Raw genomic sequence first — 25,378 nt, 5'->3', positions numbered from 1 at the left:
GCAGGATCAGAGCGTCTTGTTCGAAGCCGGATTGATCATCCGCGCCAACCCAAGGTTCTTCAGCGCCAGTTGCAGGGAGCTGTGGATCACCTGCGGATTGTCGATGGTCATCACTTCCGCCAGCAATTCCTGGGCCTTGCTGAGGTTGATCTGGCGCAGCATCCACTTCACTTTCGGCAGGTTGGTGGCGTTCATCGACAGGCTGTCGAACCCCATCGCCATCAGCAGCACCGCGGCCGCCGGGTCGCCGGCCATCTCACCGCAGATGCTCACCGGCTTGCCTTCGGCATGGGCGTCACGCACCACGTTCTGCAGGGCTTGCAGCACCGCCGGGTGCAGGTAGTCGTACAGGTCGGCAACCCGTGGGTTGTTACGGTCCACGGCCAGCAGGTACTGGGTCAGGTCGTTGGAGCCCACCGACAGGAAGTCCACCTGCCGTGCCAGTTCCTTGGTCTGGTACACCGCCGCGGGGATCTCGATCATCACCCCCACCGGCGGCATCGGCACGTCGGTGCCTTCGTCGCGCACTTCGCCCCAGGCCCGGTGGATGAGGTGCAGGGCTTCTTCCAGTTCATGGGTGCCGGAGATCATCGGCAACAGGATGCGCAGGTTGTTCAGGCCCTCGCTGGCCTTGAGCATGGCGCGGGCCTGGACCAGGAAGATTTCCGGGTGGTCGAGCGTCACGCGGATGCCGCGCCAGCCGAGGAACGGGTTGTCTTCCTTGATCGGGAAGTAGGACAGGGACTTGTCGCCGCCGATGTCCAGGCTGCGCATGGTCACCGGTTGCGGGTGGAACGCGGCCAGTTGTTCGCGGTAGATCGCCAACTGTTCCTTTTCGCTGGGGAAGCGCTGGTTGATCATGAACGGCACTTCGGTGCGGTACAGGCCCACACCCTCGGCCCCACGCTTCTGCGCCCGGGCCACGTCGGCCAGCAGGCCGGTGTTGACCCACAAGGGCATGCGGTGGCCGTCGAGGGTCACGCACGGCAGGTCCCGCAGCGCATCCAGTCCCAGGGACAGTTGCTTTTCTTCCTCCACCACGTCGGCAAACTGCTTGCGCAGGACGTCGCTGGGGTTGGTGTAGACCTCGCCGTGGTAGCCATCGACGATCATCTGGATGCCGTCGACCTTGGAATACGGCAGGTCCACCAGGCCCATCACCGTCGGAATGCCCATGGCCCGGGCCAGGATCGCCACGTGGGAGTTGCCCGAGCCCAATACCGAAACCAGCCCCGCCAGCTTGCCTTCGGGCACTTCGCCGAGCATGGCCGGGGTCAGCTCTTCACTGACCAGGATGGTGTTGTCGGGGTAGACCAGGGTCTGCTGGCGCTCCTGCTGCAAGTAGGCCAGCAACCGGCGGCCAAGGTCCTTGACGTCCGAGGCGCGCTCGCGCAGGTAGGCGTCGTCCATCAGTTCGAAGCGGTTGACGTGGTCGGTCACCACCTGGCGCAGCGCGCCCTGGGCCCACTGGCCGGTCTTGATGACGGTGGTCACTTCGCTGCCCAGGGAGGCATCGTCGAGCATCATCAGGTAAACGTCGAACAGCGCGCGCTCTTCAGGGCGCAACTGCGTCGCCAGCTTGGCCGACAGGGCCCGCATGTCGGCCCGCACGCCTTCGATGGCGGTCTTGAACAGGCCCAGCTCGGCGTTGATGTCGGTGATGGTCTTGTCCGGCACCACGTCGAGGTCGGCAGGCGGCAACATGACCACGGCCGTGCCCACCGCCGCGCCCGGCGAACCCGGCACGCCGACGAACTTGGCTTCCTGGATGCCCTTGCCCTGGCGACCCAGGCCGCTGATCGAGCCGGTGGCCTCGGCGTGGGCGATAACGCCGGCCAATTGCGCGCTCATGGTCACGAGGAAGGCTTCTTCACCTTCGTCGAACTGGCGGCGCTCTTTTTGCTGGATGACCAACACGCCGACGACGCGGCGGTGGTGGATGATCGGTGCGCCGAGGAACGAGGCATAACGCTCTTCGCCCGTTTCGGCAAAGTAGCGGTAGCGCGGGTGATCCGCGGCGTTTTCGAGGTTCAGGGGTTCTTCGCGCGTGCCGACCAGGCCGACCAGGCCTTCATTGGGGGCCATGCTGACCTTGCCAATGGAGCGCTTGTTCAAGCCCTCGGTGGCCATCAGCACGAAACGGTTGGTCTCGGGGTCCAGCAGGTAGACCGAGCAGACCTGGCTGCCCATGGCCTCTTTGACGCGCAATACAATAATCCCCAACGCCGCCTTGAGATCCTTGGCGGAGTTAACTTCCTGGACGATCTTGCGCAGCGTATTGAGCATGGCTCGGGGTCGAACTCCGTCGTCAGTCGCGCGTCAGCAGGCGCGGGGCAAGCTCTTTGAGAGCGCGTCGATACACTTCGCGCTTGAATGTCACCACCTGGCCCAACGGATACCAATAGCTGACCCAGCGCCAGCCATCGAACTCCGGTTTACCGGTCAAATCCATCCGCACCCGCTGCTCGTTGGAGATCAGGCGCAGGAGAAACCATTTCTGCTTCTGGCCGATGCACAGCGGTTGGCTGTGTGTGCGGACCAGGCGTTGCGGCAAACGATAGCGCAACCAGCCTCGGGTGCAGGCGAGTATTTCGACATCTTCTCGCTCAAGCCCCACTTCTTCGTTCAACTCGCGGTACAAGGCCTCTTCCGGCGTCTCCTGGGGGTTGATCCCACCCTGGGGAAACTGCCAGGCGTCTTGATTGATACGGCGAGCCCATAGCACCTGCCCAGCATCATTCGTAAGAATGATCCCCACATTGGGACGGAAACCATCGGGATCGATCACGGCAACAACCTCGCAAACGCATGTCGCCGCATTGTTCCACAAAGGTTGTGAAAGCAGCAACGAGCGCCCCTAGCTTATGTGCACTCTTGTGAAAAGTCCGTATTCTGGACGCCTTTCTTCAGATTTTTCAGCGAGTAACTGCAATGCGGCTGGCTTTATTCGACTTGGATAACACATTGCTGGGCGGCGACAGCGACCACGCGTGGGGCGATTACCTGTGTGAGCGCGGTTTTCTGGACGCTGTCACGTACAAGGCACGCAACGACGCGTTCTACCAGGATTACCTGGCCGGCAAGCTCGACAACGCCGAGTACCTGAACTTTTGCCTGGAAATCCTCGGCCGTACCGAAATGCACGTGCTGGCCCAGTGGCACCAGGACTACATGCGCGACTGCATCGAGCCGATCGTATTGCCCCAGGCCATCGAACTGCTGGAAAAGCACCGTGACGCTGGCGACAAGCTGGTGATCATTACCGCCACCAACCGCTTCGTCACCGCGCCGATTGCCGAGCGCCTGGGCGTCGAAACCCTGATCGCCACCGAATGCGAGATGGTCGACGGGCGCTACAGCGGCCGCAGCACCGACATCCCGTGTTTTCGCGAGGGCAAGGTGACGCGCCTCAACCGTTGGCTGGAAGAAACTGGGCATTCCCTGGAGAACAGCTATTTCTATAGCGACTCGATGAATGACTTGCCGTTGCTGGAGGTGGTGACGCACCCGGTGGCGGTGGATCCGGATCCGAATCTTCGGGCCGAGGCCGAGAGGCGGGGTTGGCCGGTGATTTCGTTGCGCGGCTGAAAATGGCTATCGCGAGCAAGCTCGCTCCCACAGGGGATTTGCGTCGATCACGCAACCTCTTGTGGGAGCGAGCTTGCTCGCGATGAAAGCGACACGGTCCAAAGCCTTAAACCGGCTTGGCCCCCATCAACCCCGCAATGGCGATAAAGCAGACGACGCTGAACAGCGCCAGGGCCAAGGTAAATTTGCCGTTGCCCGCCGTCGGCAGCTTGCGCAGTCTGTTCAACCGTACCAATAGCCAGAACCCGGCCAGCGCCGCCACGGTGTAGAGCACGCTGGAAGCCAGCAGCCAGGTCTGGCCCAGTGGCCAGCCGACTTGATGAACCATCCACCAGCCGGTAAAGGGCAGGCTCGCCAGTGCCAGGATCATCACCAGCCAGACGAACAGTCGCGGCCGTTGCAGCGTGCGCGCGGCCGCCGTGGCGTCGCCGTTGCGTCGCGTGCGCCAGACCCAGACGGCCAGCCCCAGGGCACCTGCCAACAGCAACACCGTGGCGACGACGTGAGCGATTTTCAGCGCGGTTAACGTTTCCATCGTTCGATTTCCTTATGACGTGCTCAACAGCTTAGACCCCCGTGGCGAGGGAGTTGTGGGAGCAAGGCTTGCCCGCGACGAAGCTGACGCGGTTTGCCTTGGAAGCGAGACGTCTGTGTCGCGAGCAAGCTTTGCTCCCACAGAAGCTCCCTCGCCACAGGTCCAAACAGCCGCAATTATGGGTTCACCCCAGGAACAGCTGATACGCCGGGTTGTCACTTTCATCCCAGTACGGATAGCCGATTTCCTCCAGGGCCGCCGGTACCAGGTGGCGTTCATCGTGAGGCACTTGCAGCCCCGCGACCACGCGGCCGTCCGCGGCGCCATGGTTGCGGTAGTGGAACATCGAGATATTCCAGCGCCCACCCAGCTTGTTGAGAAAGTTGAACAGCGCGCCGGGGCGCTCCGGGAACTCGAAGCGCAGCACCACTTCATCGATGACATGGGCCGCATGCCCACCGACCATGTGGCGGATGTGCAACTTGGCCAGCTCATTGTCGGTCAGGTCCAGCACCGGGAAGCCTTGTTCGGTCAGGCTGGCGATCAGCGCGCTGCGCGGGTCGTTTTCCGGGTGGGTCTGCACGCCGACGAAAATGTGCGCTTCACTGCCGGTGTTGTAGCGATAGTTGAATTCGGTGATCTGGCGCTTGCCGACGGCTTCGCAGAACGCCTTGAAGCTGCCCGGCTGCTCGGGGATGGTCACGGCGATGATCGCTTCGCGACCTTCGCCCAGCTCGGCGCGCTCGGCGACGTGGCGCAAGCGGTCGAAGTTGACGTTGGCACCGGAGTCGATGGCCACCAGGGTCTGGCCGCTGATGCCCCGTGACTCGACGTATTTCTTGATCCCGGCCACGCCCAGGGCGCCGGCAGGTTCGGTGATCGAGCGGGTATCGTCGTAGATATCCTTGATGGCGGCGCAGATTTCGTCGGTACTGACGGTGATCACTTCATCCACATGATGCTTGCAGATATCAAAGGTGTGCTGGCCGATCTGCGCCACGGCAACGCCGTCGGCGAACAGCCCCACGGTCGGCAGCACCACGCGCTCGCCCGCGGCCATGGCCGCTTGCAGGCAATTGGAGTCGTCCGGTTCGACGCCGATGATCTTGATGTCCGGGCGCAGGTATTTCACGTAGGCCGCGATCCCGGCAATCAGCCCGCCACCGCCCACCGGGACGAAAATCGCATCCAGGCGTCCAGGGTGCTGGCGCAGGATCTCCATCGCCACCGTGCCCTGCCCGGCAATGGTGTGGGGGTCGTCATACGGGTGGATGTAGACGTAGCCCTTTTCGTCCACCAGTTTCAGCGAATAGGCCAGGGCTTCGGGGAACGAATCGCCGTGCAGTACCACTTTGCCACCACGGGAGCGCACGCCTTCGACCTTGATTTCCGGCGTGGTCTTGGGCATCACGATGGTGGCCTTGACCCCCAGCACCTTGGCCGCCAGGGCCAGGCCCTGGGCGTGGTTGCCCGCCGAAGCCGTGACCACGCCGCGGGCGCGCTCTTCGTCGCTGAGCTGGGTCAGCTTGTTGTAGGCCCCGCGAATCTTGAACGAGAACACCGGCTGCAAGTCTTCACGCTTGAGCAAAATGCTGTTGCCCAGCCGCTCGGAGAGCTGGCGAGCGGTCTGCAGCGGGGTTTCTACGGCAACGTCGTAAACGCGCGAGGTGAGGATCTTTTTGACGTACTGTTCAAGCATCGGAAAGCATCACTGAGCGGGTTGGGCAGGGCCAAGGAGTCTAACCCGGCTTTTGGCCGGGCGACCACACGAATTAAGGGGTTTGAAGGCAGCGAGCCCCCGCTGGCGAGGGTGCCTACTCCCGTTGGGCCGCGCAGCGGCCCCAGAAAAAGCGATGAGCGCTTCGCACTCAAGCGGGAGCAAGCTCCCTCGCCACGGTTTCTACGCCTATAATGCCGGCCTTTCGTTCCCTCTCGGCACCTTCGGAGCCCGCATGACCCAGGATCAACTCAAACAGGCCGTGGCCCAGGCCGCCGTCGACCTCATCCTCCCGAAACTGGATGACAAGAGCGTCGTCGGGGTCGGCACCGGCTCCACGGCCAATTGCTTCATCGATGCGCTGGCGCAACACAAGGGCGCGTTCGACGGCGCGGTCGCCAGCTCCGAAGCGACTGCCGCGCGCCTCAAGGGCCACGGGATCCCGGTGTACGAGCTCAATACCGTCAGTGACCTGGAGTTCTACATCGACGGCGCCGACGAAAGCGACGCGCACCTGAACCTGATCAAGGGCGGCGGCGCGGCCTTGACCCGCGAGAAGATCGTCGCGGCGGTGGCCAAGACCTTCATCTGCATCGCCGACGCCAGCAAGCTGGTGCCGGTGCTGGGCGCATTCCCATTGCCGGTGGAAGTCATTCCCATGGCCCGCAGCCACGTGGCCCGGCAACTGGTGAAGCTGGGCGGCGACCCGGTGTACCGCGAAGGCGTGCTGACCGATAACGGCAATATCATCCTGGACGTGCACAACCTGCAGATCACCAACCCGGTGGAGCTGGAAAGCCAGATCAACGCCATCGTGGGCGTGGTCACCAATGGTCTGTTCGCGGCGCGTCCGGCGGATGTGCTGTTGCTGGGAACCGCTGAAGGGGTGAAGACCCTGCGGGCTGAGTAAGTTGGCGAAACAGTTCTTTTGAGTGAAGCAGTCCCTGTGGGAGCGAGCTTGCTCGCGATAGCGGTCTATCCGACACATTGATGTTGGCTGACACACCGCCATCGCGAGCAAGCTCGCTCCCACATTAGGTTTTGTGGTGCATCAAGGCTGTGGCTTCTTGAACACATAGAACAGGTTCGGCTCGCTCACCAGGTACAGGTTGCCATCGTCGTCCATGGCCAGGCCTTCGGCCTGGGGCACGGTTTTTTGCAGGCCCTGGCCACCCTTGCTCAACGACAGCGTGCTCAACGGCCGGCCGTCGATATCCAATTCGATAATCAACCGCGATTCATCGGACAGCGCCAGCAAGTGACCGCTGCGTTCATCGTATTGCAGGCTTGAAAGGTCGCGCACGAACAGCCCCGCATCGCGCTTGGGGTTGTTGATCACATGGACCGCGTAGGATTTTTCCGGATTGTGGTGGGGAAACCCATGCACTTCATAAATCAGCATCGGGTCGCGTTCCTTGGCCACGAACAGGCGTTTGCCCACTGAGTCGTAGGCCAGCCCTTCGAACCCCTTGTTGCCGCTCATGTGCACGCCGAGGGTCATTTGCTCGGCGTCGGCGGCGTCAAGGAATTGGGTGTCGTCCTCCAAATGAATCTTGATCAGGCGCTGCTGGCGTTCGTCAGTGATGACGTAAGTGTCTTCGCTGATGAATTCCACCGCCTCCGGATCGCCAAAGCCGATCAGGGCGATGCGCCGCAAAATCTTGCCGTCCAGCGACAGCTCGATCATCTCGGCGTTTTTATTGGTCACGGTGAACAGGCTCTTGCGGATCGGATCGAACGTCAGCGCGGAAACGTCATCGTCCAGCCCGTCGATCACCTGCGCCTCCACCGTGACCCGGTATTGGTCCAGGGCGATGGTTTCTTCGCTGATGGGTTTCCAATAGGTGTGGAGGTTGAACCAGGCGCGTTCGAACAGGCGCAAATACTGGCCGGCGGCGATCAGGAAGATCAGCGCCAGCGTCAGCAATATCAGAATCACGGGTTTGGGACGGGCGAGTCGACGCATGTTGGGGTGGGCTCGGATGAGAACAGGTGAGTGGAAATACCACGGCTGCCTGAACTGAAACTTAATGGCGGTGTGCCACACCCTACAACGAAAGGGAACTTACCTTACAGAGTTAGTCCTGTCAGCGCTGTTTTTCGAGACGATAGAACAGATTCGGCTCGCTGACTATGTACAGGTTGCCGGCATCGTCGATGGTGACGCCTTCGGCGCGAGGGATCGTGTCTTTCAGGCCGTTGAAGCCACCCAGCAAGGTCATGAAGCTGACTTGCTCGCCTTTTTCGTCCAGTTCCAGCAGCAGGTGGGAGTCGGCCGAAAGCACCAGCGTATGGCCGGTACGCGGGTCGATCGCCAATGCCGAGAGGTTGCGCAGGTCCAGTTCATTGCTGACGTGGATCTGCTTGTCGCCCTTGAGCAGTTGGCTGCCATCGCTTTTCCAGGTGAACAGTGCCGGCGGACGTTCTTCGCCGAGCACCAGTTGCTGGTTGCGCGGGTCCCAGGCGATTGCTTCGAACCCTTTGTTCTGGTTCTGCGAGGCGCCCAGATCATAATGAGGAAAGTCAGTGCTGTTCAGTTCGCGGGTGTTGGCATCCACCTGGACGATCGACAACATGTGATTGCGCTCGTCGGTAATCGCCAGCAGGCCATTGGTCATGCAGGTCACGCCTTCAGGGTTGTTCCAGCCCACCAAAGGCATCTTGCGCAGCACGTCGCCCTGCAGGCTCAGTTCCACCAGGAGCGGGTTCTTGCCCATGACCGCGAACAGAGTCTTGGTCTGTGGGTTGTAGGCCACATCGGATGCTTCGTCCTTCTCCATGCCCGGTAGCGGCTTGGCGTCGATCACGGCGCGGTAGTCCGGCAACCAGATGCTTTCCTGGCGCTGGGCCGGGCTCTGGAAGTGTTCCGATAGCCAAAGCAGACCGCGGTCGTCCCAATGCATCGCAAACGCCAGGCCATAGGCTGCGGCCACCGCCAACAGCGACCAGGCATACCAGGGCAGGGCGAAGCGCGAGCGGCGGGCAGGTTTGGCAGCAGGCAGTGCTTGGGTTTTGGCCATCGGGGAATGCGTTCCAGAAAATTCGGCTAGGGGAGTGGCTGGCTCAGATGCCGCATTCCCCGGAATTATCCGGATGGCATGTGAAAAAAACGGTAAATGATCGCATATGCGCGATACATACCTGTGGGAGCGAGCTTGCTCGCGATGAGGCCATCACCTTCAACAGGGATGTTGGCTGACACACCGCTATCGCGAGCAAGCTCGCTCCCACAAGGAGGCAAAGGTTGGCCGTTAGCGAACGCTGCTTTCGAAGCGGCTCGTCCCTGGCAGTTCCAGGATCAGCTCATCGCCTGCATTCAGCGGCCCGACGCCTGCCGGGGTGCCGGTGAGGATCACGTCGCCGGCCTGCAGCGAGAAGCAACCGGCCATGTATTGGATCATCGGCACGATGGGGTTGAGCATCAGGCTGCTGTTGCCGTCCTGGCGCACTTCACCGTTGATGGTCAAGCGCACGGGAATGTCGGTCAGGTCGGCAAATGTGGCGTTCGAAACAAAGGGGGCAATCACCGCCGCGCCGTCAAAGGACTTGGCAATCTCCCAGGGCAGGCCCTTGGCCTTGAGCTCGGCCTGTTTGTCCCGCAGGGTCAGGTCCAGGGCCGGGGCGAAGCCGGAGATCGCGTCCAGTACTTCTTCAGCGCTGGGCTTGGTGGACAGCGGCTTGCCGATCAGTACGGCGATTTCCGCCTCGTAGTGCACCGAGCCACGGTCGGCAGGAATGCTGAAGCCGCCTTCCAGTGGCACCACACAACTGCCCGGCTTGATGAACAGCAAGGGTTCGGTGGGCACCGGGTTGTCCAGTTCCTTTGCATGTTCGGCGTAGTTACGGCCAATGCACACCACTTTCCCCACCGGGAAATGAATACGTGTACCGTCGACATACTGGTGCTGATAGCTCATTACCGACTCCTGCTTCTGGGGTTCATCAGGTGTTTTAGGTATCAAATCGGGAAAATCTTGCCCGGGTTCATGATGCCGTTCGGGTCGAAGACGGCCTTCACGGCTTTCATGTATTCGATTTCTACCGGCGAACGACTATAGGTCAGGTAGTCGCGCTTGGTCATGCCCACGCCGTGTTCGGCGGAAATCGAGCCGTTGTACTTCTCGACGGTTTCAAAGACCCATTTGTTCACGGTCGCGCACTTGGCGAAAAACTCATCCTTGCTGAGGTTTTCCGGCTTGAGGATATTCAAGTGCAGGTTGCCGTCGCCGATGTGGCCGAACCAGACGATTTCGAAATCCGGGTAGTGTTCGCCGACGATCGCGTCGATTTCCCGCAAGAAGGCCGGGACTTTCGAGACAGTCACCGAAATGTCGTTCTTGTACGGCGTCCAGTGGGAAATGGTTTCGGAGATGTACTCGCGCAGCTTCCACAGGTTCTGCAGTTGGGTTTCGCTCTGGCTCATCACACCGTCCAGCACCCAGCCCTGCTCCACGCAGTGCTCGAAGGTTTCCAGGGCGTGGTTGGCGACCTCTTCGGTGGTGGCTTCGAATTCCAGCAAGGCGTAGAACGGGCAGTCGGTTTCGAACGGTGCCGGAACGTCGCCACGACCGAGGACCTTGGCCAGGGCCTTGTCGGAGAAGAATTCGAAGGCGGTCAGGTCCAGCTTGCCTTGGAAAGCGTGCAGCACCGGCATGATCGAGTCGAAGTCCGGGGTGCCGAGCACCATGGCGGTGAGGTTTTTCGGCGCACGGTCCAGGCGCATGGTGGCCTCGACCACGAAGCCCAGGGTGCCCTCGGCGCCGATGAACAGCTGCCGCAAGTCGTAGCCGGTGGCGTTCTTGATCAGGTCCTTGTTCAGCTCCAGCAGGTCGCCCTTGCCGGTGACGACCTTCATGCCTGCCACCCAGTTGCGAGTCATGCCGTAGCGAATGACCTTGATACCGCCGGCATTGGTGCCGATATTGCCGCCAATCTGGCTGGAACCTGCCGAAGCGAAGTCCACCGGGTAGTACAGGCCATATTCCTCAGCCTGGTTCTGCAGCTGTTCGGTGACCACGCCCGGCTGGCACACGGCAGTACGGTCGGTCAGGTTCACGTCGAGAATCTGGTTCATGTAGTCGAATGACACCACGACTTCGCCGTTGGCGGCCACGGCCGCGGCGGACAGCCCGGTGCGCCCGCCCGATGGCACCAGCGCGATTTTGTGCGCATTGGCCCAGCGCACGATGGCCTGGACCTGTTCGGTGGTCTTGGGAAAGACAATGGCCGAAGGCGCCGGGGCGAAATGTTTGGTCCAATCCTTGCCGTAAGCGTTCAGGGAGTCGGCATCGGTCAGGACCTTGCCAGGCTCAACCAGGGTCTTCAGCTCATCTATCACGGCAGGATGGGTCATCGATAGAACTCTCGAACAATTCATGGTCATCCTGAGAACGCTTCACGTCGCAGGAATGAGTGTTTAGCGGGGTGCGTATGCTAGCATACCGACCCCGCAGCGTAGTGCCCAACGGCTGTTCTGCGGCGACGGCTGTCACGCCGGTCGGGCCAGCATGCGCTGTCCGATTCCCTGCCATTTTTCTCCGGGACACAGGTTTACGCAGATGAGCAAGACTTCTCTCGATAAGAGCAAGATCAAGTTCCTTCTTCTCGAAGGCGTCCACCAATCGGCTGTCGACGTCCTCAAGTCGGCGGGCTACACCAGCATCGAGTACATCACCAGTTCTCTGCCGGAAGCCCAGCTCAAGGAAAAGATCGCCGATGCTCACTTCATCGGCATTCGCTCCCGTACTCAACTGACCGAAGAGATCTTCGACCACGCCAAGAAACTGGTGGCGGTCGGCTGCTTCTGCATCGGCACCAACCAGGTTGACCTCAACGCGGCTCGCGAGCGCGGTATCGCGGTGTTCAACGCGCCGTACTCCAACACCCGTTCCGTCGCCGAGCTGGTGCTGGCCGAAGCGATCCTGCTGCTGCGCGGCATCCCTGAGAAGAACGCTTCCTGCCACCGTGGTGGCTGGATCAAGAGCGCGGCCAACTCCTTCGAAATCCGCGGCAAGAAGCTGGGTATCGTCGGCTACGGCTCGATCGGCACGCAGTTGTCGGTACTGGCTGAAGGCCTGGGCATGCAAGTGTTCTTCTACGACACCGTGACCAAGCTGCCCCTGGGCAACGCCACCCAGGTCAACGACTTGCACGAGCTGCTGGGCATGTCCGACATCGTGACCCTGCACGTACCGGAAACCGCCGCCACCCAGTGGATGATCGGCGAGAAGGAAATCCGTGCCATCAAGAAGGGCGGGATCCTGATCAACGCCGCGCGTGGCACCGTGGTCAAGCTCGACGCCCTGGCCGAAGCGATCAAGGACAAGCACCTGATCGGCGCCGCCATCGACGTGTTCCCGGTGGAGCCACGCTCCAACGACGACATCTTCGAAAGCCCGCTGCGTGGCCTGGACAACGTGATCCTGACCCCGCACATCGGCGGTTCCACCGCTGAAGCCCAAGCCAACATCGGCCTGGAAGTGGCGGAGAAGCTGGTCAAGTACAGCGACAACGGTACGTCGGTATCGTCGGTGAACTTCCCGGAAGTGGCCCTGCCGGCCCACCCTGGCAAGCATCGCCTGCTGCACATCCACGAGAACATCCCGGGTGTGATGAGCGAGATCAACAAGGTCTTCGCCGAAAACGGCATCAACATTTCCGGTCAGTTCCTGCAGACCAACGAGAAAGTCGGCTACGTCGTGATCGACGTCGACGCCGAATACTCGGACCTGGCGCAAGAGAAGCTGCAGCACATCAATGGCACGATTCGTTGCCGCGTGTTGTTCTAAGCGCAGTATCCAGCCGCTTGTCGAGTGCGGCGTGCAATAAAAAACGGGAGCCTCGCAAGGGCTCCCGTTTTTTTGTCGAGCACATAACCTGTGGGAGCGAGCTTGCTCGCGATAGCGTCGGTCCAGTTGGCCGATCCATTCACTGACACACCGCTATCGCGAGCAAGCTCGCTCCCACCGGGTTGTGTTGTGTCAGCCAGTCAGGCGTTATTTCACGTTGACAGTGATTTTCTCGGACACGATCGACGGCTCGAACGGCATGTGGCCACTGTCGCCCAGGATCAATTGCAAGGTGTGCTTGCCCGGGGCCAGTTTGATGGTGGCCTGGGTCTGTGCCTTGCCGAAGTGCATGTGGTTGGCGTCGTTTGGAATCGCTGCGCCTGCCGCAGGCAACGTGTCGACATCGATCAGCAAATGGTGATGGCCAGTGTTCTTGGTCACATCGCCGGCGGGGGCCAGGGCGATGTCCTTGACGCCGAACTTGACCGTGAATTCCTGGGCGACGGTGTCGCCGTCTGCCGGGGAAACGATGAACACTTCAGCACCTTTAGGCGCCGGTGTCGCGGCGCTTGCCAGCATCGAAGCGCCCAATAACAGACCGGCCAACGCGGCACGAGACATAAAGCTTTTCATTTTTTTCTCCAGTTTTTCCATGAAATCCGCCTGGCCATCACAACTTCATGACCAATCGTTGTCGAAGCCTGCAACAACCATAGCAAAGCGAGCCTGAAACGAGCGTCGCTTGTATAAATACAAAGGAGTGACCATGCGCTTTCTGCCTGGCCTGATTTGCCTGCTACCCCTTTTGAGCCCCCTGGCTCATGCCGAACTGATCGATGACATCAATGACCGTGGCGAACTGCGCATTGCCCTTGAGGCCAACACCGCGCCCTTCAACTTCAAGGAAGACGGCAAACTCACCGGCTTCGAAGTAGAACTGGGTGAAATGCTCGCGGCGGAACTCGATGTACGGCCCGATTTCGTGGTCACCGATGCCGGGGATCTGCTGCCCGGTGTGGAGAGTGGCAAGTACGACGTTGCCATCAACCACATAGCAATGACCCCGGAACTGGCCGAACGTTTCGACCTCAGTGCCGCTTACAGCCATCCGGATGCACAATTGCTGGCGAGCAAGGAGGAGCCGCAGCGTCCGTTGGTCATGGCGCAGTCGTTCCAACCGGAAGAAGAGAAGAGCGGCCCGCCGCCGAGCCTGGTGATTCCGTTCCAGAAGGGCAACCCGGCGTTCAAGGCCAGCCTGGATAACGCCCTGACGCGTATCAAGGATGACGGGAGGCTGGAGCAGTTGTCGCAGAAGTGGTTGAAAAAACAGGAGTGAAGCTTCCAGGCGATGAGGCCAAGCCATCAAGCTTCATTGACTGTTGGACCGCTATCGCGAGCAAGCTCGCTCCCACATGGGAGCTGCGGTGCTCACAGATCATGAGTTCGGAACTGATCGAGTGTGGGAGCGAGCTTGCTCGCGATGGCGCCCTCGAATCCTAAGCAGGTCTGCGCCAGACACTCGCCAACCAAGGCTGTTGCTCCCGCGGCAGCCCCGCCGGCCGGTAATAATGCTCCAGCTCTACAAAACCCGCTTGCGTGAGCAATGTGCGCCAGGCCGCGAGGTCGTGATAGGCGCCGAAGCGCTGGCCGTTCCAGCCTTCCTGGTTTTCGCCCCGAGGGTTGGAGCTGAACAACACGCCGCCGGGCTTGAGCGTGGTGTGCAGTTGCTTGAGTACCCGAGGCAGTTCCTGGACGGGGACATGAAACAGCACCGCGTTGGCGAAAATCCCGTCAAAGCGTTCGGCCGGCAGGTCGAGTTCCAGGAAGTCCTGCTGCCACACCTCACAACCGCTGTCCTGGCGTGCCATGCGGGCAAATTCCGCTGAACCGTCGAGGCCGACCGCGACATGGCCCATGGCTGTGAATGTGCGCAGGTCGCGCCCCGGACCGCAGCCGAAATCCAGGATGTGCAGCGGTGCCTGGCCCTGGATATGGCGCAGCAAGGCGTCGATGTTCTGGCTGACATCATGGTCGCGGGTGCCTTCGCGGAAGCTTTCTGCCACGGCGTTGTAATGGCTCAGGGTCGTGGCGGTGATGGTGTGCAGGTCGTCGGCGGTGTGTTTCATGGGTATTGGCTTGGGTGGGAAACGTTGGGCTGACTATACCGCACATCCACGGGTCACCCCCTGTGGGAGCAAAGCTTGCTCGCGATGAACGATGACACGGTATTGAAGTTGAAACCATGTCGCCTGTTCGCGAGCAAGCTGTGCTCCCACAGTCCCTACAAACTCAGCGCTTGTTCAAGCCCCGCGCCAGGCGGTCACCCCCCAATTGGATCACAGCGACCAACGCCACCAGCAACACGATCACCGTGAGCATGATCTGGCTGTCGAAACGCTGGTAGCCATAGCGGTAGGCGATGTCGCCCAGGCCACCAGCACCGATGGCCCCGGCCATGGCCGAGGAGTTGATCATGGTCACCAGCGTGATGGTGAAACCGCCGACGATGCCCGGCAGGGCTTCGGGCAGCAGTACATGCCAGACGATGTGCCAGCGGCGGCAACCCATGGCCTGGGCCGCTTCGATCAGGCCATGGTCGACTTCCCGCAGGCTGACTTCGGCGATACGGGCGAAGAATGGCGTGGCGGCGATGGTCAGCGGTACGACCGCGGCCCACACGCCATAGGTGGTGCCGACGATCAGCCGGGTGAACGGAATCAGCGCCACCATCAGAATCAGGAATGGTATCGAGCGGAACAGGTTCACGAACGCGCCCAGGGCCCGGTTCAAGGCCGGCGCTTCATAGATCCCGCCCTTGCCGCTGGTGACCAGGATCACCGCCAGCGGGATGCCCGCCAGCAGCGCGATCAACGATGACACGCCGACCATCAGGAACGTGTCGATGAAACCTTGCAGCAACCGATCAAACCACATAACCCAGCACCTCCACCCGTTGCGCCCAATTGCCCGCCCGTTGCCGCAGTTCCTCGGCGCCCCACGACGAACCGCTCACGGCCAGCAGCAATTGCCCCAGCCCGTGACCCTGAATTCGTTCGATGCCGCCGTGCAGCAAGCGCACTCGCCCACCGAGGGCGCTGAACAAGGCGGCAAGATCCGGTTCCTCGCGATCTATGCCGGTGAATTGCAGGCGCAGCACCGTAGCCGCGTCCGCCGATGCCGGCAGCACCTGCAGGCGACTTTGCAGTTCTTCCGGGATGGCGTGTTGCAACGGCGCCAGCAGCGTCCGGCTGACCTCGTGTTGCGGGTTGCCGAAGACTTCCCAGACCGGTCCCTGCTCGACGATCCGCCCCTGCTCAAGCACCACCACCCGGTCGCAGACTTCGCGAATCACCGCCATTTCATGGGTGATCAAGACGATGGTCAGGCCCAGCCGCTGGTTGATCTCGCGCAGCAGGCCGAGGATCGACTGGGTGGTCTCCGGGTCCAGGGCCGAGGTGGCCTCGTCGCACAACAGAATCTGCGGGTCATGCACCAGCGCCCGGGCAATCCCGACGCGTTGCTTCTGCCCGCCCGAAAGCTGCGCCGGGTAGGCCTTGTGCTTGCCGTGCAGCCCCACCAGCTCCAACAGCTCGCTGACTTTGCGCTGGCGCTGCTCCTTGGGCACACCGGCGACCTTGAGCGGCAGTTCGACGTTCTGCCACACGGTCTTGGCCGACATCAGGTTGAAGTGCTGGAAGATCATGCCGATGCGCCGACGCAGCGCCACCAGGCGGTCTTCATCGAACTCGCCGATGTCCACCCGGTCGATCAACACCCGGCCACTGGTGGGTTGTTCGAGCCGGTTGATGGTGCGGATCAGCGAAGACTTGCCAGCACCGCTGCGGCCGATGATGCCGAACACTTCGCCGCGCTGGATCGCCAGGTCGATGCCCTGCAGCGCGGCCACCGGGCCCTGGCTGCCGTTGTAGGTCTTGCCCAGGCCGATGAAGCGCACGTGGGCACGGTTCAACTCTGGATGCAGTTCAGTCTGGTCGGCGCTTTGCGGCGCGGGGGCTTCGTCGCGCAGTCGCGCGTTGACGGCGTTCATGTCAGCCTTCCCAACCGGCCTGGTAGAGCTTTCCGTGGGCCTTGTCCAGGGCGGCGCGCACGACTGGCGAGTGCTGGTAGATGTCGACGAACTTGATCAGCCGTGGATCGTTCTGGCTCTTGGGCTGGATCACGAACTGAATCACGTATTCCTTGTGATCGAGGCCGTCGAACAGCAAGGCCGAGCTGGCATCGAAGGTCTTGGCCAGGCGGATGTAGGCCGGGTAGCCCTGTACCAGGTCGGCGTCTTCATAGGCGCGCACCAGTTGCACCGCTTCGACTTGCAGGATCTTGAGTTTCTTCGGGTTGGCGACGATGTCGTCTTCGGTGGCCTTGTAGCCGACGCCCGGCTTGAGGCTGATCAGCCCGGCCTTGGCCAGCAGTTGCAGGCCGCGACCGCTGTTGATCGGGTCGTTGGCAATGGCGACGCTGGCGCCTTCGGGCAGTTCGTCGAAGCTTTTGTATTTTTTCGAATAGAGGCCGACGTTGTTGATGATCCCCGGCGCAAACGGCACCAGGTCGAACCCGGCGGCGGCCTTGGCGTTTTCCAGAAACGGGATGTGCTGGAAGTAATTCACGTCGATGTCACCGGAGGCCAGGCTGACGTTGGGCGCGATCCAGTCGCTGAACTCCACCAGTTCGACCTTCAGGCCTTGCTTGCCGGCTTCTTCGACCGCTGCCTCCAGGGGAATGGCGAACGCGGCGGTGGTGCCGATCTTCAACGGTGCGTCGGCGGCAAACAGCGCCGAGCTGAACAGGCCGAGGGCCAGGGCCAGTGCTTTGACTGGCAGGGTCAGGAGTTGCGTGGTCATGTCGGTTATTCCAGTCATTGATTAATTGAGCCGTGCGCTTTTTGGCGGTAGGTCGAACCGGTGTGTTGTTCGGGTAGATGGGCCTCTGCGCGGAACAGCTTTTCCCGCAAGGTGCCGTTGTCGTATCCGGTCTTGTACGAGCCGCGTCGCTGCAGTTCGGGGATCACCAGGTCGATGAAGTCCACGTAGCTTTGCGGCGTCACGATGCGAGTCAGGTTGAAGCCATCGAGGCCGGTTTCGGCAATCCACGACTCCAGCTCATCGGCCACCTGTTCGGGCGAACCCACCACCGTGATGTAGCGACCGCCCAAGGCGTGTTGCTGCAACAATTTGCGCCGGGTCCAGTCGTTGTTCTGCAGGGTCTTGGTGGCGGACTGGATGGCGTTGCTCTTGACGTACTGGATCGGCTCGTCCAGTTCGTACTGGGAAAAATCGATCCCCGTCGACGCGGAAAAATGCGCCACCCCGGCTTCGGCACTGGCGTAGCTGAGGTACTCGGCATGCTTGGCCCAGGCGGCCGCCTCGGTCTCGCCGACGATCACGTTCAGGCCCATGAACACCTTGATGTCCCCGGGGTTGCGTCCGGCCTCGATGGCACTGGCGCGGACCTTGTCCACCTGGGCCTTGGTCGCCGGTTTGTTCTGGCCGCTGATGAACACGCACTCGGCGTGCCGCCCGGCGAACAGCAAACCACGCTCGGAACTGCCGGCCTGGAACAGCACCGGGGTGCGTTGGGGCGACGGTTCGCATAGGTGATAGCCCTCGACCTGGTAGAACTCGCCTTGGTGGCGGACCTTGTGCACTTTCTCCGGTTGGGCATAGATCCGCTGCTCGCGGTCGTTGATCACAGCGTCGTTTTCCCAACTGCCCTCCCACAGTTTGTAGAGCACTTGCAGGTATTCATCGGCCTGGTCGTAGCGGCGGTCATGCTCGACTTGCGCCGTCAGGCCCATGGCTTTGGCGGCGCTGTCCAGGTAGCCGGTGACGATGTTCCAGCCGACCCGGCCGCGACTCAGGTGGTCGAGGGTGCTCATGCGTCGGGCAAACAGGTAGGGCGGTTCGTAGGTCAGGTTGGCGGTGAGGCCGAAGCCCAGGTTTTTCGTCACGGCGGCCATCGCGGAGACCAGCAGCAATGGGTCATTGACCGGCAGTTGAATCGACTCCTTGAGCGTGACATCCACCGACTGTTGGTACACGTCATAGACGCCAACGATGTCGGCGATGAACAACCCGTCGAACAACCCGCGCTCGAGCAATTGCGCCAGGGCGGTCCAGTATTCGAGGGTGTTGAACTGAGTAGAAGTGTCCTGGGGATGAGTCCACAGCCCATGGTTGATGTGCCCGATGCAGTTCATGTTGAACGCGTTGAGCAGGATCTTTTTCTTGCCGGCCGCCATCAGATGGTCCCCCGCAGCGGCGGTTTTTCGTCGTTGAGGTAGAAGTTGCCCACGGCGTGGTATTTCCAGCGCACCGGGTCATGCAGGGTGTGCACCCGGGCGTTGCGCCAGTGACGGTCGAGGCCATGTTCGGCCAGGGTCGCCTGGCTGCCGGCCAATTCGAACAGCGTGCTGCTGGCGGCCAGGGATATTTCGGTGCTGATGGCACGGGCTTCGGCCACGGCAATCGAGGCGGCGGCGACCGTGTCGGCCCCGGTGTCGGCCTGGGCCCGGTCGAGGAATTCACCGGCGCGTTCCAACAGGGCTTCGGTGGCATGCAGGCGGATGCTCAGTTGGCCGAAACTCTTGAGGGTGTGCGGGTCTTCGGTGGCGACGTCGCTGGTGGCATCGATCCAGGGACGGGTTTTGCTGCGGACAAAATGCAAGGCGTCTTCATAGGCGGCGCGGGCGATGCCGGTGTCGATGGCGGCGTGAAGAATCTGCGCCAGTGGCCCCACCGGTGTGGGACGTTCGAAAGCACTTTGGAAGGGCACGATGTCGTCGGCGGCGACATACACGTTTTCAAACACCACCGAGCCACTGCCCGTGGTGCGCTGGCCGAAACCGCTCCAGTCGTCGATCACCGTCAGGCCTTTGCTGTCGCGAGGGACGAACGCCAGTTGTTGCACGCCGTTTTCATCCACCACCGAGGTGGGGATACGCTGGGCGTAGATCGCCCCCGTGGCGTAGAACTTGCGGCCGTTGATGCGATAGCCCTCGCCGTCGCGGCGCAGTTGGGTGGTGCGGTCATGGGCAGTCTTGGTGCCAAGTTCGGCCAGGGCGTTACCAAAACGCTGCCCGGCGAGCACTTCGGCGTACAGGCGTTGTTTTTGCGCTTCAGTTCCGTTTACCCGCAGTACCTCCAGGGCGTAGAAATGATTTTGCGGAATCTGCCCCAGCGAGCCATCGGCCTGGGAAATCAGCGCAATAACTTTGGCCAGGGTAACGTTGGACACCCCGGCGCCGCCATAGGCCTTGGGTACACTGATGCCCCACAGGCCAGAGCGGGAGAAGGCCTCCAGTTCCGGGTACGGCAAGCGCCGCTCGCGGTCGCGCAGGGCACTGTCGCGCTTGAAGTCATCGGCCAGGTCACTGGCCACGATCAGGGCTTGTTCATCGCTGGTGATCACCGCGACGTGTTGAGAAAATGTCATGTACTGCTCCAGAGGTCGGGTCGTCAGATCCAGGAATGCCGGGCCGGCAAGGTGCCGTTCAGGTGGTAGGCGCCCACCGCGTGATACTTCCAGCGCACCGGATCGTGCAGGGTATGGACCCGTGCGTTGCGCCAGTGGCGGTCAAGATTGAATTCGGCGAGGGTGGCGCGGCTGCCGGCCAGCTCGAACAGTTTTTCGCTGGCTTGCAGGGCGATCTCGGTGGTGAGTGCCTTGGCTTCGGCCACGGCAATCGAGGCGCGGGCGGACGATTGTGCGGTGATGGGGGCGGCACTGACTTGGTCCAATACGTGTCCGGCCTTGCGCAGCAACGCTTCGGCGGCGTGCAACTCGATTTTCAGCTTGCCGATGTCGGCGATCACGTAGAGGTCATCACTGGCCCGCTCGACCTTGGCGTCGATCCAGGGCCGGGCCCGTTCGCGCACAAAGGCGATGGCATCGTCGATGGCGCCACGAGCAATGCCCGCATCGATGGCGGCCTGGATCAGTTGGGAAATCGCCCCTTGTACACCGGGCGTTTCGTTGATGCGCCAGTTTTCCAGTACCAGTTCGGCATCCACCCGCACATTGTTCAGCAGTACGGTGCCGCTGGCTGTGGTGCGTTGGCCGAAGCCCGACCAATCGTCAACGATCCGCAGGCCCGGGGTGCCGCGCCGCACGAACGCCAGCACTTGCCGGCCCTCGTCATTCAGTGCCTTGACCGCGACCCAGTGAGCGAACAGTGCGCCAGTGGAATAGAACTTCTGGCCATTGATGACGAAGCCGTCGCCGTCGGCGGTGATCCGCGCCTTGAGTTCAAGGGTGTTGCGAGTGCCACGTTCGGGCCCGGCATTGCCGATGCGCCAGCCTTCGAGCACGCTCTGCAACAGGATTTTTTTTTGCCGTTCGGTACCGGTACCGAGAATCAGCTGGAGCACGCCGAACTGGTTCTGGGGGATCTGGCCCAGGGCCGGGTCGGCGGCGGAAATGATTGCGAACACGTCGGCCAGGGTGACGAACGAAACCTGCGGGCCGCCGTAAGCCCGGGGAACGGCGATGCTGCCCAGTCCGCTGCGGGTGAATTGCTCGATTTCCGCCCAAGGCAACTTGCGTTGCTGGTCACGACGCGCGGCTTGCTGGCGGGCGACCTGTGCCAGTTCATGGGCGGCTTTGATCGCCTCGGCATCGTTGCGCAACACCTGCGCGGGCAACAGCAGGGGGGCGATGTCCTGGTCGCTCTGGACCTTTGCTTGCGCCAAATCCGACATTACAGCCACTCCGTGGCTGCGGGCAGTGCCTTGGCATACTGCACTGGGGCGATTGTGTTCCGTTCCATACCCACCTCACATCTCAAGAAACGCCGCGATGAAGACGGCGAGCAAAAATCTAGAATGTCCGGTGGTCCGGTTTATATACCCTAAGCGTGTGTAAATTATTTTTGAACTAACTTTTAGGAATATATATAGGTTAGATTCAATTGGAAGGAGTCCTCTGTGGCGAGGGAGCTTGCTCCCGCTGGGTTGCGCAGCAACCCTTCTGTTACCGGTGGGCGCTGCGCACCCAAGCGGGAGCAAGCGCCCTTGCCACCAAAGCGCTCTGTATCAAGGCGCTCGATGTCGCGGTTCAGCGGCCATGAGGGCCTCTTTCGAGGGCTTCTTCGGATAGGGATTGGCGCAACCGATCCTCAACGTCCGTGGCGGTGCCCAGTGGGAATTGTTGCCCACGCGGTCGAGGATGCAGTAGGTCACTTCCAGGCGCAGGTCTTCTCCCGCCTCCAGGATGATCTGCGGCGGGACCCAGATATTGATCGGCTGGCCGACCTCGCTGGCGGTGAGCGCAGGCAGGTCCATGCGCACATCGCCCCAGCGCAGGGTCACGGCATCGCCGACGGCCATGTTCAGGTAGGGTTCGATGGTCAGCGGTACGCCGCGTTTGATCTGGCTCGGGTTCACCCCTTGGCGCCGGATGGTGGTGGGAATGCGCACCGGCGCCAAGCCCTGGTTTTCATCGCCGCTCAGGGCCAACGGTTGGCCGCCGGGGCAATCGAGCTTCACCAGCACCTGTTGCTTGGCCGACAGCGCCGGCCCGCGTCCGACCTGCATCACCCGATAATGGATGCGCGAGGTGCCGTTGACGATGAAGCTCTCCGGGACCCGCATCGTGATGTTGCCCAGCACGTCGGCCTGGGACAGCACGCGCGAACCGACGTAGCAGTTGTCCCAGAACAGTTCGATCAGGTCACCGGTGTCCATGCCGGGGTAAGGCGCAATAGCCACCTCCAGGTGAGCGGCGTTGGTGATATTGATGCCAGTAGGGTGGGCATTGGCCAGTGTGGGGGCGGCCAGTTCAGGACTCTTCGACTTACATGTCATGGTGTTCTCCTTGATGCTTGAAAACTAAGTCCGTTTCGGGAAGATCAAAAGGCGATAGATCATCGCGATGTATATGTTATGGGTGTAGTCATAGGGGCTGTCTGCGCTTAGTCACTGCGCAAACTAAAATACGGTGCGTCGCCTGTCGGGAACTAGATAAGGGCTCTACAGTTTCAGTGTCAATAGAGCCGATTGCTTAATAACTCGTTGTGAAAGGCTTCAGAAACGTCCTACGTGTGCATGTTAAGAATGCGCGGCGCGGCAGGCCAATTTCCTAGGCGCGTCGGCTTTTTCGAAAAGGGCTAGAAGCCGCGCCTGACAACTAAGTTTGTGAGGTGGCTGGAGGGAAAATGTTGCGAGAGTTATATATAGGTTACTTCCTATATAAAAACGGAGGCTTTTAGTCGGGTGTAAATTGCAAGTTGTGTCGTTCGGATAAAAGAAAGGCGATGTCGTGTTAGTTGTGCGGCGGCCTCACTTCCATCCCTGGAAGTGATAACACTGGATTTACTGGTCGCCGTGTCCGGCAGAGAGGAACTTGCTGAGGAACTGTCGCGTGCGTTCTTCCTTGGGGGCCGCAAACAAGGCCTTGGCTTCGCCTTGTTCGACGATCACGCCTTTGTCGAAAAACACCACACGGTTGGCCACGTCCCGGGCGAAGCCCATTTCGTGGGTCACGATAACCATGGTGCGCTTTTCTTCGGCCAGGCCGCGAATGGTTGCCAGGACCTCGCCTACCAGCTCCGGATCGAGGGCCGAGGTCGGCTCGTCGAACAGGATCACCGCTGGTTCCATCGCCAACGCCCGGGCAATCGCCACGCGCTGTTGCTGGCCGCCGGAAAGGCGCCGTGGGTAGGCGTTTTCCTTGCCGGCCAGCCCGACCTTGGCCAACAGCTTGCGCCCCAGGGCTTCGGCGTCGGCGCGGGGAATTTTCTTCACCACCTGCGGGCCTTCGGTGACATTTTCCAAGGCGGTGCGGTGGGGAAACAGGTTGAAGTTCTGGAACACGAAGCCCACCTGCTGGCGCAAACGGCGCACCAGGCCTTGTTGCTGGTTCAGCGGACGACTGCCATCGATCTCGATGTCGCCGACCTTGATCCGGCCACTGGTAGGCTCTTCGAGGAAGTTCAGGCAGCGCAGGAACGTCGTCTTGCCCGAGCCGCTGGGGCCGATGATCGCAACCACTTCGCCTTCTTCGATCTTCAGGTCGATGCCGTTGAGCACCACCTGACCCTTGAACTGCTTTGTCAGTTTTTCCACGACAATCATGGGTCAGGACTCCTGGTCATGCCGATTGACCCGGGCTTCCAGGACGTTCTGCAGGTGCGAGAGCACGGTGGCAAGAACCCAATAGATCAGCGCGGCGGCAAGGTACATGGTGAAGATTTCGAAGGTTCGCGCGGTGATCAACTGCGCCTGGCGGAACAGCTCCGGCACCTGGATGGTCGCCGCCAGCGCGGTGTCCTTGACCAGGGAAATGAAACTGTTGCCCAACGGTGGCAGGGCCGTGCGTGCGGCTTGCGGCAGGATGGCCCGGCGCAGGGTCTGGGCGCGGGTCATGCCGATACTCGCCGCCGCTTCCCACTGGCCGCGCTCGATGGAGCTGATGGCGGCCCGCAGGATTTCACACGCATAGGCGGCCATGTTCAGCGAGAAGCCGATCAGCGCCGCAGGCAGCGGATCCAGCTCGATGCCCAGTTGCGGCAACCCGTAATAGATCACGAACAACTGCACCAGCAACGGCGTGCCGCGAAAGAACGACACGTAGATGCGGGCAATCCAGCTCACCAGTTTGAAGCGCGACAGGCGCATCAGCGCCAGGCCGAACCCCAGCAGCAAGCCGAAAAACATGCCGCCCAGGCTGAGGATGACCGTGTAATACGCGCCCTTGAGCAAAAAGGGCGCGGAGTCCAGTGCGAGTTGAAGAGCTGCTTCCATTATTGAGTAACGTCAGCGCTGAAGTATTTTTCCGAAAGTTTCTTCAGCGTACCGTCGGCGCGCAGTTTCTCGATGGCCTTGTTCACGGCTGCCAGCAGTTCGGGCTCGCCTTTGCGCAGGGCAATACCGGCTTCCTGGCGGGAGAAGGCTTCGCTGGTGACGGTGGTGTCCTTGGCTTTCTTGGCGTATTCCAGTGCGGCCAGACGGTCGATCAGGATGGTATCGATACGGCCGACGCGCAGGTCCTGGAACTTGGTTGGGTCGTCATCGTAGGTTTTGACTTGGGCGCCCGGTACTTCAGCTTTTACCCACTGTTCGTAGTTGGTGCCCAAGCCCACGCCGACTTTCTTACCGTCCAGGTCAGCGGCCTTCTTGATGTTCAGCTCGTCGGCTTTCTTGGTCAGTACCAGCGCTTGAATCCCGGAAACGGTGTACGGCTCGGAGAAGTCATACTTTTTCTTACGCTCCTCGGAGATGGTCACCTGGTTGACCACTGCGTCCAGACGCTTGGATTCCAACGCCGCGAGGATGCCGGCCCATGGGGTCGTCTGTAGCTTGACCTTCACACCCAATTCCTTGGCCAGGGCTTCGGAGAATTCCACTTCGAAGCCGGTCAGCTTGCCGCTGTCATCAACGAAGCTGAACGGTGGATAAGTGCCTTCCAGGCCGATCTTGATTTCACCGGCATCCTTGATTTTTTGCAGTTGCTCACCGGCAACCGCTTGCCCCAACAGCCCGGCGCTCAATGCCAGGCCCAGCGAACCGAGCAACAGGTTGCGACGTAATGCGGAAAAATTCATGACAAGCCCCTGTGTTTTCTTATGAAGAGATATTTTGGCTGAGATAAGGCGTAGCCGCGATCCGAAAAGATTGCCACATCCTGCCTTAAAGCAACCTGGGCGTCTCGCGGCAAATACGCCTGCGGCGAGACTATAAGTTGGCTTTTATAGATTGGAAAATAATATTAAATCAACCATATATGCCTGTTTGGAAT

At 61.1% G+C, this 25,378-nt stretch carries 24 protein-coding genes; 4 read left to right on the top strand and 20 right to left on the bottom strand.

Going from position 1 to position 25,378, the window contains the following annotated elements; genetic code table 11:
- Positions 1-6: 6 nt before the first annotated feature.
- Together ptsP and J4E53_RS21085 are read right to left on the bottom strand one after the other, a co-directional pair.
- Positions 7-2,286, bottom strand: coding sequence for a phosphoenolpyruvate--protein phosphotransferase (gene ptsP / locus J4E53_RS21090; RefSeq protein ID WP_053180992.1), 2,280 nt, complete (start codon positions 2,284-2,286; stop codon positions 7-9).
- A 22-nt stretch (positions 2,287-2,308) separates the two neighbouring features.
- On the bottom strand, positions 2,309-2,788 hold the full coding sequence (locus J4E53_RS21085; RefSeq protein WP_003186867.1) for an RNA pyrophosphohydrolase: 480 nt from the start codon (positions 2,786-2,788) through the stop codon (positions 2,309-2,311).
- Between the two features lie 143 nt (positions 2,789-2,931).
- Here J4E53_RS21085 and J4E53_RS21080 point away from each other — a divergent pair, with 143 nt between their 5' ends.
- Positions 2,932-3,588: an HAD family phosphatase gene (locus J4E53_RS21080; RefSeq protein WP_103310240.1), complete on the top strand. Its 657-nt coding sequence runs from the start codon at positions 2,932-2,934 to the stop codon at positions 3,586-3,588.
- 106 nt (positions 3,589-3,694) lie between these two features.
- On the opposite strand, the gene J4E53_RS21075 is transcribed toward J4E53_RS21080, so the two are convergent.
- Both J4E53_RS21075 and ilvA read right to left on the bottom strand, forming a co-directional pair.
- Positions 3,695-4,123, bottom strand: coding sequence for a DUF2269 family protein (locus J4E53_RS21075; RefSeq protein WP_060739702.1), 429 nt, complete (start codon positions 4,121-4,123; stop codon positions 3,695-3,697).
- Positions 4,124-4,307: 184 nt separating this feature from the next.
- A complete protein-coding gene (ilvA, locus tag J4E53_RS21070) occupies positions 4,308-5,822 on the bottom strand; it encodes a threonine ammonia-lyase, biosynthetic (RefSeq protein ID WP_060739701.1) in 1,515 nt (504 codons plus the stop codon).
- A 253-nt stretch (positions 5,823-6,075) separates the two neighbouring features.
- Here ilvA and rpiA point away from each other — a divergent pair, with 253 nt between their 5' ends.
- On the top strand, positions 6,076-6,750 hold the full coding sequence (rpiA, locus tag J4E53_RS21065; RefSeq protein WP_060739700.1) for a ribose-5-phosphate isomerase RpiA: 675 nt from the start codon (positions 6,076-6,078) through the stop codon (positions 6,748-6,750).
- Between the two features lie 141 nt (positions 6,751-6,891).
- Here rpiA and J4E53_RS21060 read toward each other — a convergent pair whose 3' ends face one another.
- The 4 genes from J4E53_RS21060 to J4E53_RS21045 form a co-directional block, all read right to left on the bottom strand.
- Positions 6,892-7,806 (bottom strand): SdiA-regulated domain-containing protein, encoded by a 915-nt coding sequence (locus J4E53_RS21060; protein ID WP_060739699.1) that lies wholly within the window; start codon positions 7,804-7,806, stop codon positions 6,892-6,894.
- 121 nt (positions 7,807-7,927) lie between these two features.
- The gene (locus J4E53_RS21055) at positions 7,928-8,860 is read right to left on the bottom strand and encodes an SdiA-regulated domain-containing protein (protein ID WP_103310238.1); all 933 of its coding nucleotides are present in this window, start codon (positions 8,858-8,860) and stop codon (positions 7,928-7,930) included.
- A gap of 231 nt (positions 8,861-9,091) precedes the next feature.
- The gene (locus J4E53_RS21050) at positions 9,092-9,757 is read right to left on the bottom strand and encodes a fumarylacetoacetate hydrolase family protein (protein WP_103310236.1); all 666 of its coding nucleotides are present in this window, start codon (positions 9,755-9,757) and stop codon (positions 9,092-9,094) included.
- A 41-nt stretch (positions 9,758-9,798) separates the two neighbouring features.
- The gene (locus J4E53_RS21045; RefSeq protein ID WP_103310234.1) at positions 9,799-11,193 is read right to left on the bottom strand and encodes an FAD-binding oxidoreductase; all 1,395 of its coding nucleotides are present in this window, start codon (positions 11,191-11,193) and stop codon (positions 9,799-9,801) included.
- 205 nt (positions 11,194-11,398) lie between these two features.
- On the opposite strand from J4E53_RS21045, the gene serA reads away from it, so the two are divergent.
- The gene (serA, locus tag J4E53_RS21040) at positions 11,399-12,628 is read left to right on the top strand and encodes a phosphoglycerate dehydrogenase (protein WP_025211258.1); all 1,230 of its coding nucleotides are present in this window, start codon (positions 11,399-11,401) and stop codon (positions 12,626-12,628) included.
- 207 nt (positions 12,629-12,835) lie between these two features.
- Here the strand turns inward: serA and J4E53_RS21035 are convergent, their stop codons facing one another.
- The gene (locus J4E53_RS21035) at positions 12,836-13,261 is read right to left on the bottom strand and encodes a DUF4399 domain-containing protein (RefSeq protein WP_060743095.1); all 426 of its coding nucleotides are present in this window, start codon (positions 13,259-13,261) and stop codon (positions 12,836-12,838) included.
- A gap of 133 nt (positions 13,262-13,394) precedes the next feature.
- On the opposite strand from J4E53_RS21035, the gene J4E53_RS21030 reads away from it, so the two are divergent.
- Positions 13,395-13,964: a transporter substrate-binding domain-containing protein gene (locus tag J4E53_RS21030; RefSeq protein ID WP_060739695.1), complete on the top strand. Its 570-nt coding sequence runs from the start codon at positions 13,395-13,397 to the stop codon at positions 13,962-13,964.
- Between the two features lie 160 nt (positions 13,965-14,124).
- Here the strand turns inward: J4E53_RS21030 and J4E53_RS21025 are convergent, their stop codons facing one another.
- The 11 genes from J4E53_RS21025 to tcyJ form a co-directional block, all read right to left on the bottom strand.
- A complete protein-coding gene (locus tag J4E53_RS21025; RefSeq protein ID WP_103310232.1) occupies positions 14,125-14,754 on the bottom strand; it encodes a bifunctional 2-polyprenyl-6-hydroxyphenol methylase/3-demethylubiquinol 3-O-methyltransferase UbiG in 630 nt (209 codons plus the stop codon).
- Positions 14,755-14,917: 163 nt separating this feature from the next.
- Entirely contained in the window at positions 14,918-15,562 is a 645-nt protein-coding gene (locus J4E53_RS21020) for a methionine ABC transporter permease (RefSeq protein ID WP_025211262.1), read from the bottom strand.
- Entirely contained in the window at positions 15,552-16,676 is a 1,125-nt protein-coding gene (locus J4E53_RS21015; RefSeq protein ID WP_103310230.1) for a methionine ABC transporter ATP-binding protein, read from the bottom strand. Before J4E53_RS21015 ends, J4E53_RS21020 begins: the two co-directional genes overlap by 11 nt.
- 1 nt (position 16,677) lies before the next feature.
- Entirely contained in the window at positions 16,678-17,487 is an 810-nt protein-coding gene (locus J4E53_RS21010; protein ID WP_092329978.1) for a MetQ/NlpA family ABC transporter substrate-binding protein, read from the bottom strand.
- Between the two features lie 14 nt (positions 17,488-17,501).
- Positions 17,502-18,884: an LLM class flavin-dependent oxidoreductase gene (locus J4E53_RS21005; RefSeq protein WP_103310228.1), complete on the bottom strand. Its 1,383-nt coding sequence runs from the start codon at positions 18,882-18,884 to the stop codon at positions 17,502-17,504.
- Positions 18,884-20,077 carry an SfnB family sulfur acquisition oxidoreductase gene (locus J4E53_RS21000; protein ID WP_060739690.1) on the bottom strand — a complete coding sequence of 398 codons (1,194 nt, stop codon included), beginning with the start codon at positions 20,075-20,077 and terminating at the stop codon, positions 18,884-18,886. The genes J4E53_RS21005 and J4E53_RS21000 overlap by 1 nt, the downstream gene beginning before the upstream one ends.
- Before the next feature lie 23 nt (positions 20,078-20,100).
- Complete coding sequence (locus J4E53_RS20995; RefSeq protein WP_103310226.1) at positions 20,101-21,342, bottom strand: SfnB family sulfur acquisition oxidoreductase; 1,242 nt, start codon at positions 21,340-21,342, stop codon at positions 20,101-20,103.
- Positions 21,343-21,675: 333 nt separating this feature from the next.
- Positions 21,676-22,446: a hypothetical protein gene (locus J4E53_RS20990; RefSeq protein ID WP_103311384.1), complete on the bottom strand. Its 771-nt coding sequence runs from the start codon at positions 22,444-22,446 to the stop codon at positions 21,676-21,678.
- Positions 22,447-22,953: 507 nt separating this feature from the next.
- On the bottom strand, positions 22,954-23,715 hold the full coding sequence (tcyN, locus tag J4E53_RS20985) for an L-cystine ABC transporter ATP-binding protein TcyN (RefSeq protein WP_072409216.1): 762 nt from the start codon (positions 23,713-23,715) through the stop codon (positions 22,954-22,956).
- A gap of 3 nt (positions 23,716-23,718) precedes the next feature.
- Positions 23,719-24,384: a cystine ABC transporter permease gene (gene tcyL, locus J4E53_RS20980; protein ID WP_060739686.1), complete on the bottom strand. Its 666-nt coding sequence runs from the start codon at positions 24,382-24,384 to the stop codon at positions 23,719-23,721.
- The gene (gene tcyJ, locus J4E53_RS20975; RefSeq protein WP_103311386.1) at positions 24,384-25,184 is read right to left on the bottom strand and encodes a cystine ABC transporter substrate-binding protein; all 801 of its coding nucleotides are present in this window, start codon (positions 25,182-25,184) and stop codon (positions 24,384-24,386) included. The genes tcyL and tcyJ overlap by 1 nt, the downstream gene beginning before the upstream one ends.
- Between the last annotated feature and the right edge of the window lie 194 nt (positions 25,185-25,378).

The sequence above is a fragment of the Pseudomonas sp. FW305-28 genome, from assembly GCF_017351395.1.
In the GTDB taxonomy this organism is placed as follows: domain Bacteria; phylum Pseudomonadota; class Gammaproteobacteria; order Pseudomonadales; family Pseudomonadaceae; genus Aquipseudomonas; species Aquipseudomonas fluorescens_AA.
The sequence above is the reverse complement of the archived record's forward strand: the minus strand, read 5'-3'. Positions and strand labels throughout refer to the sequence as shown.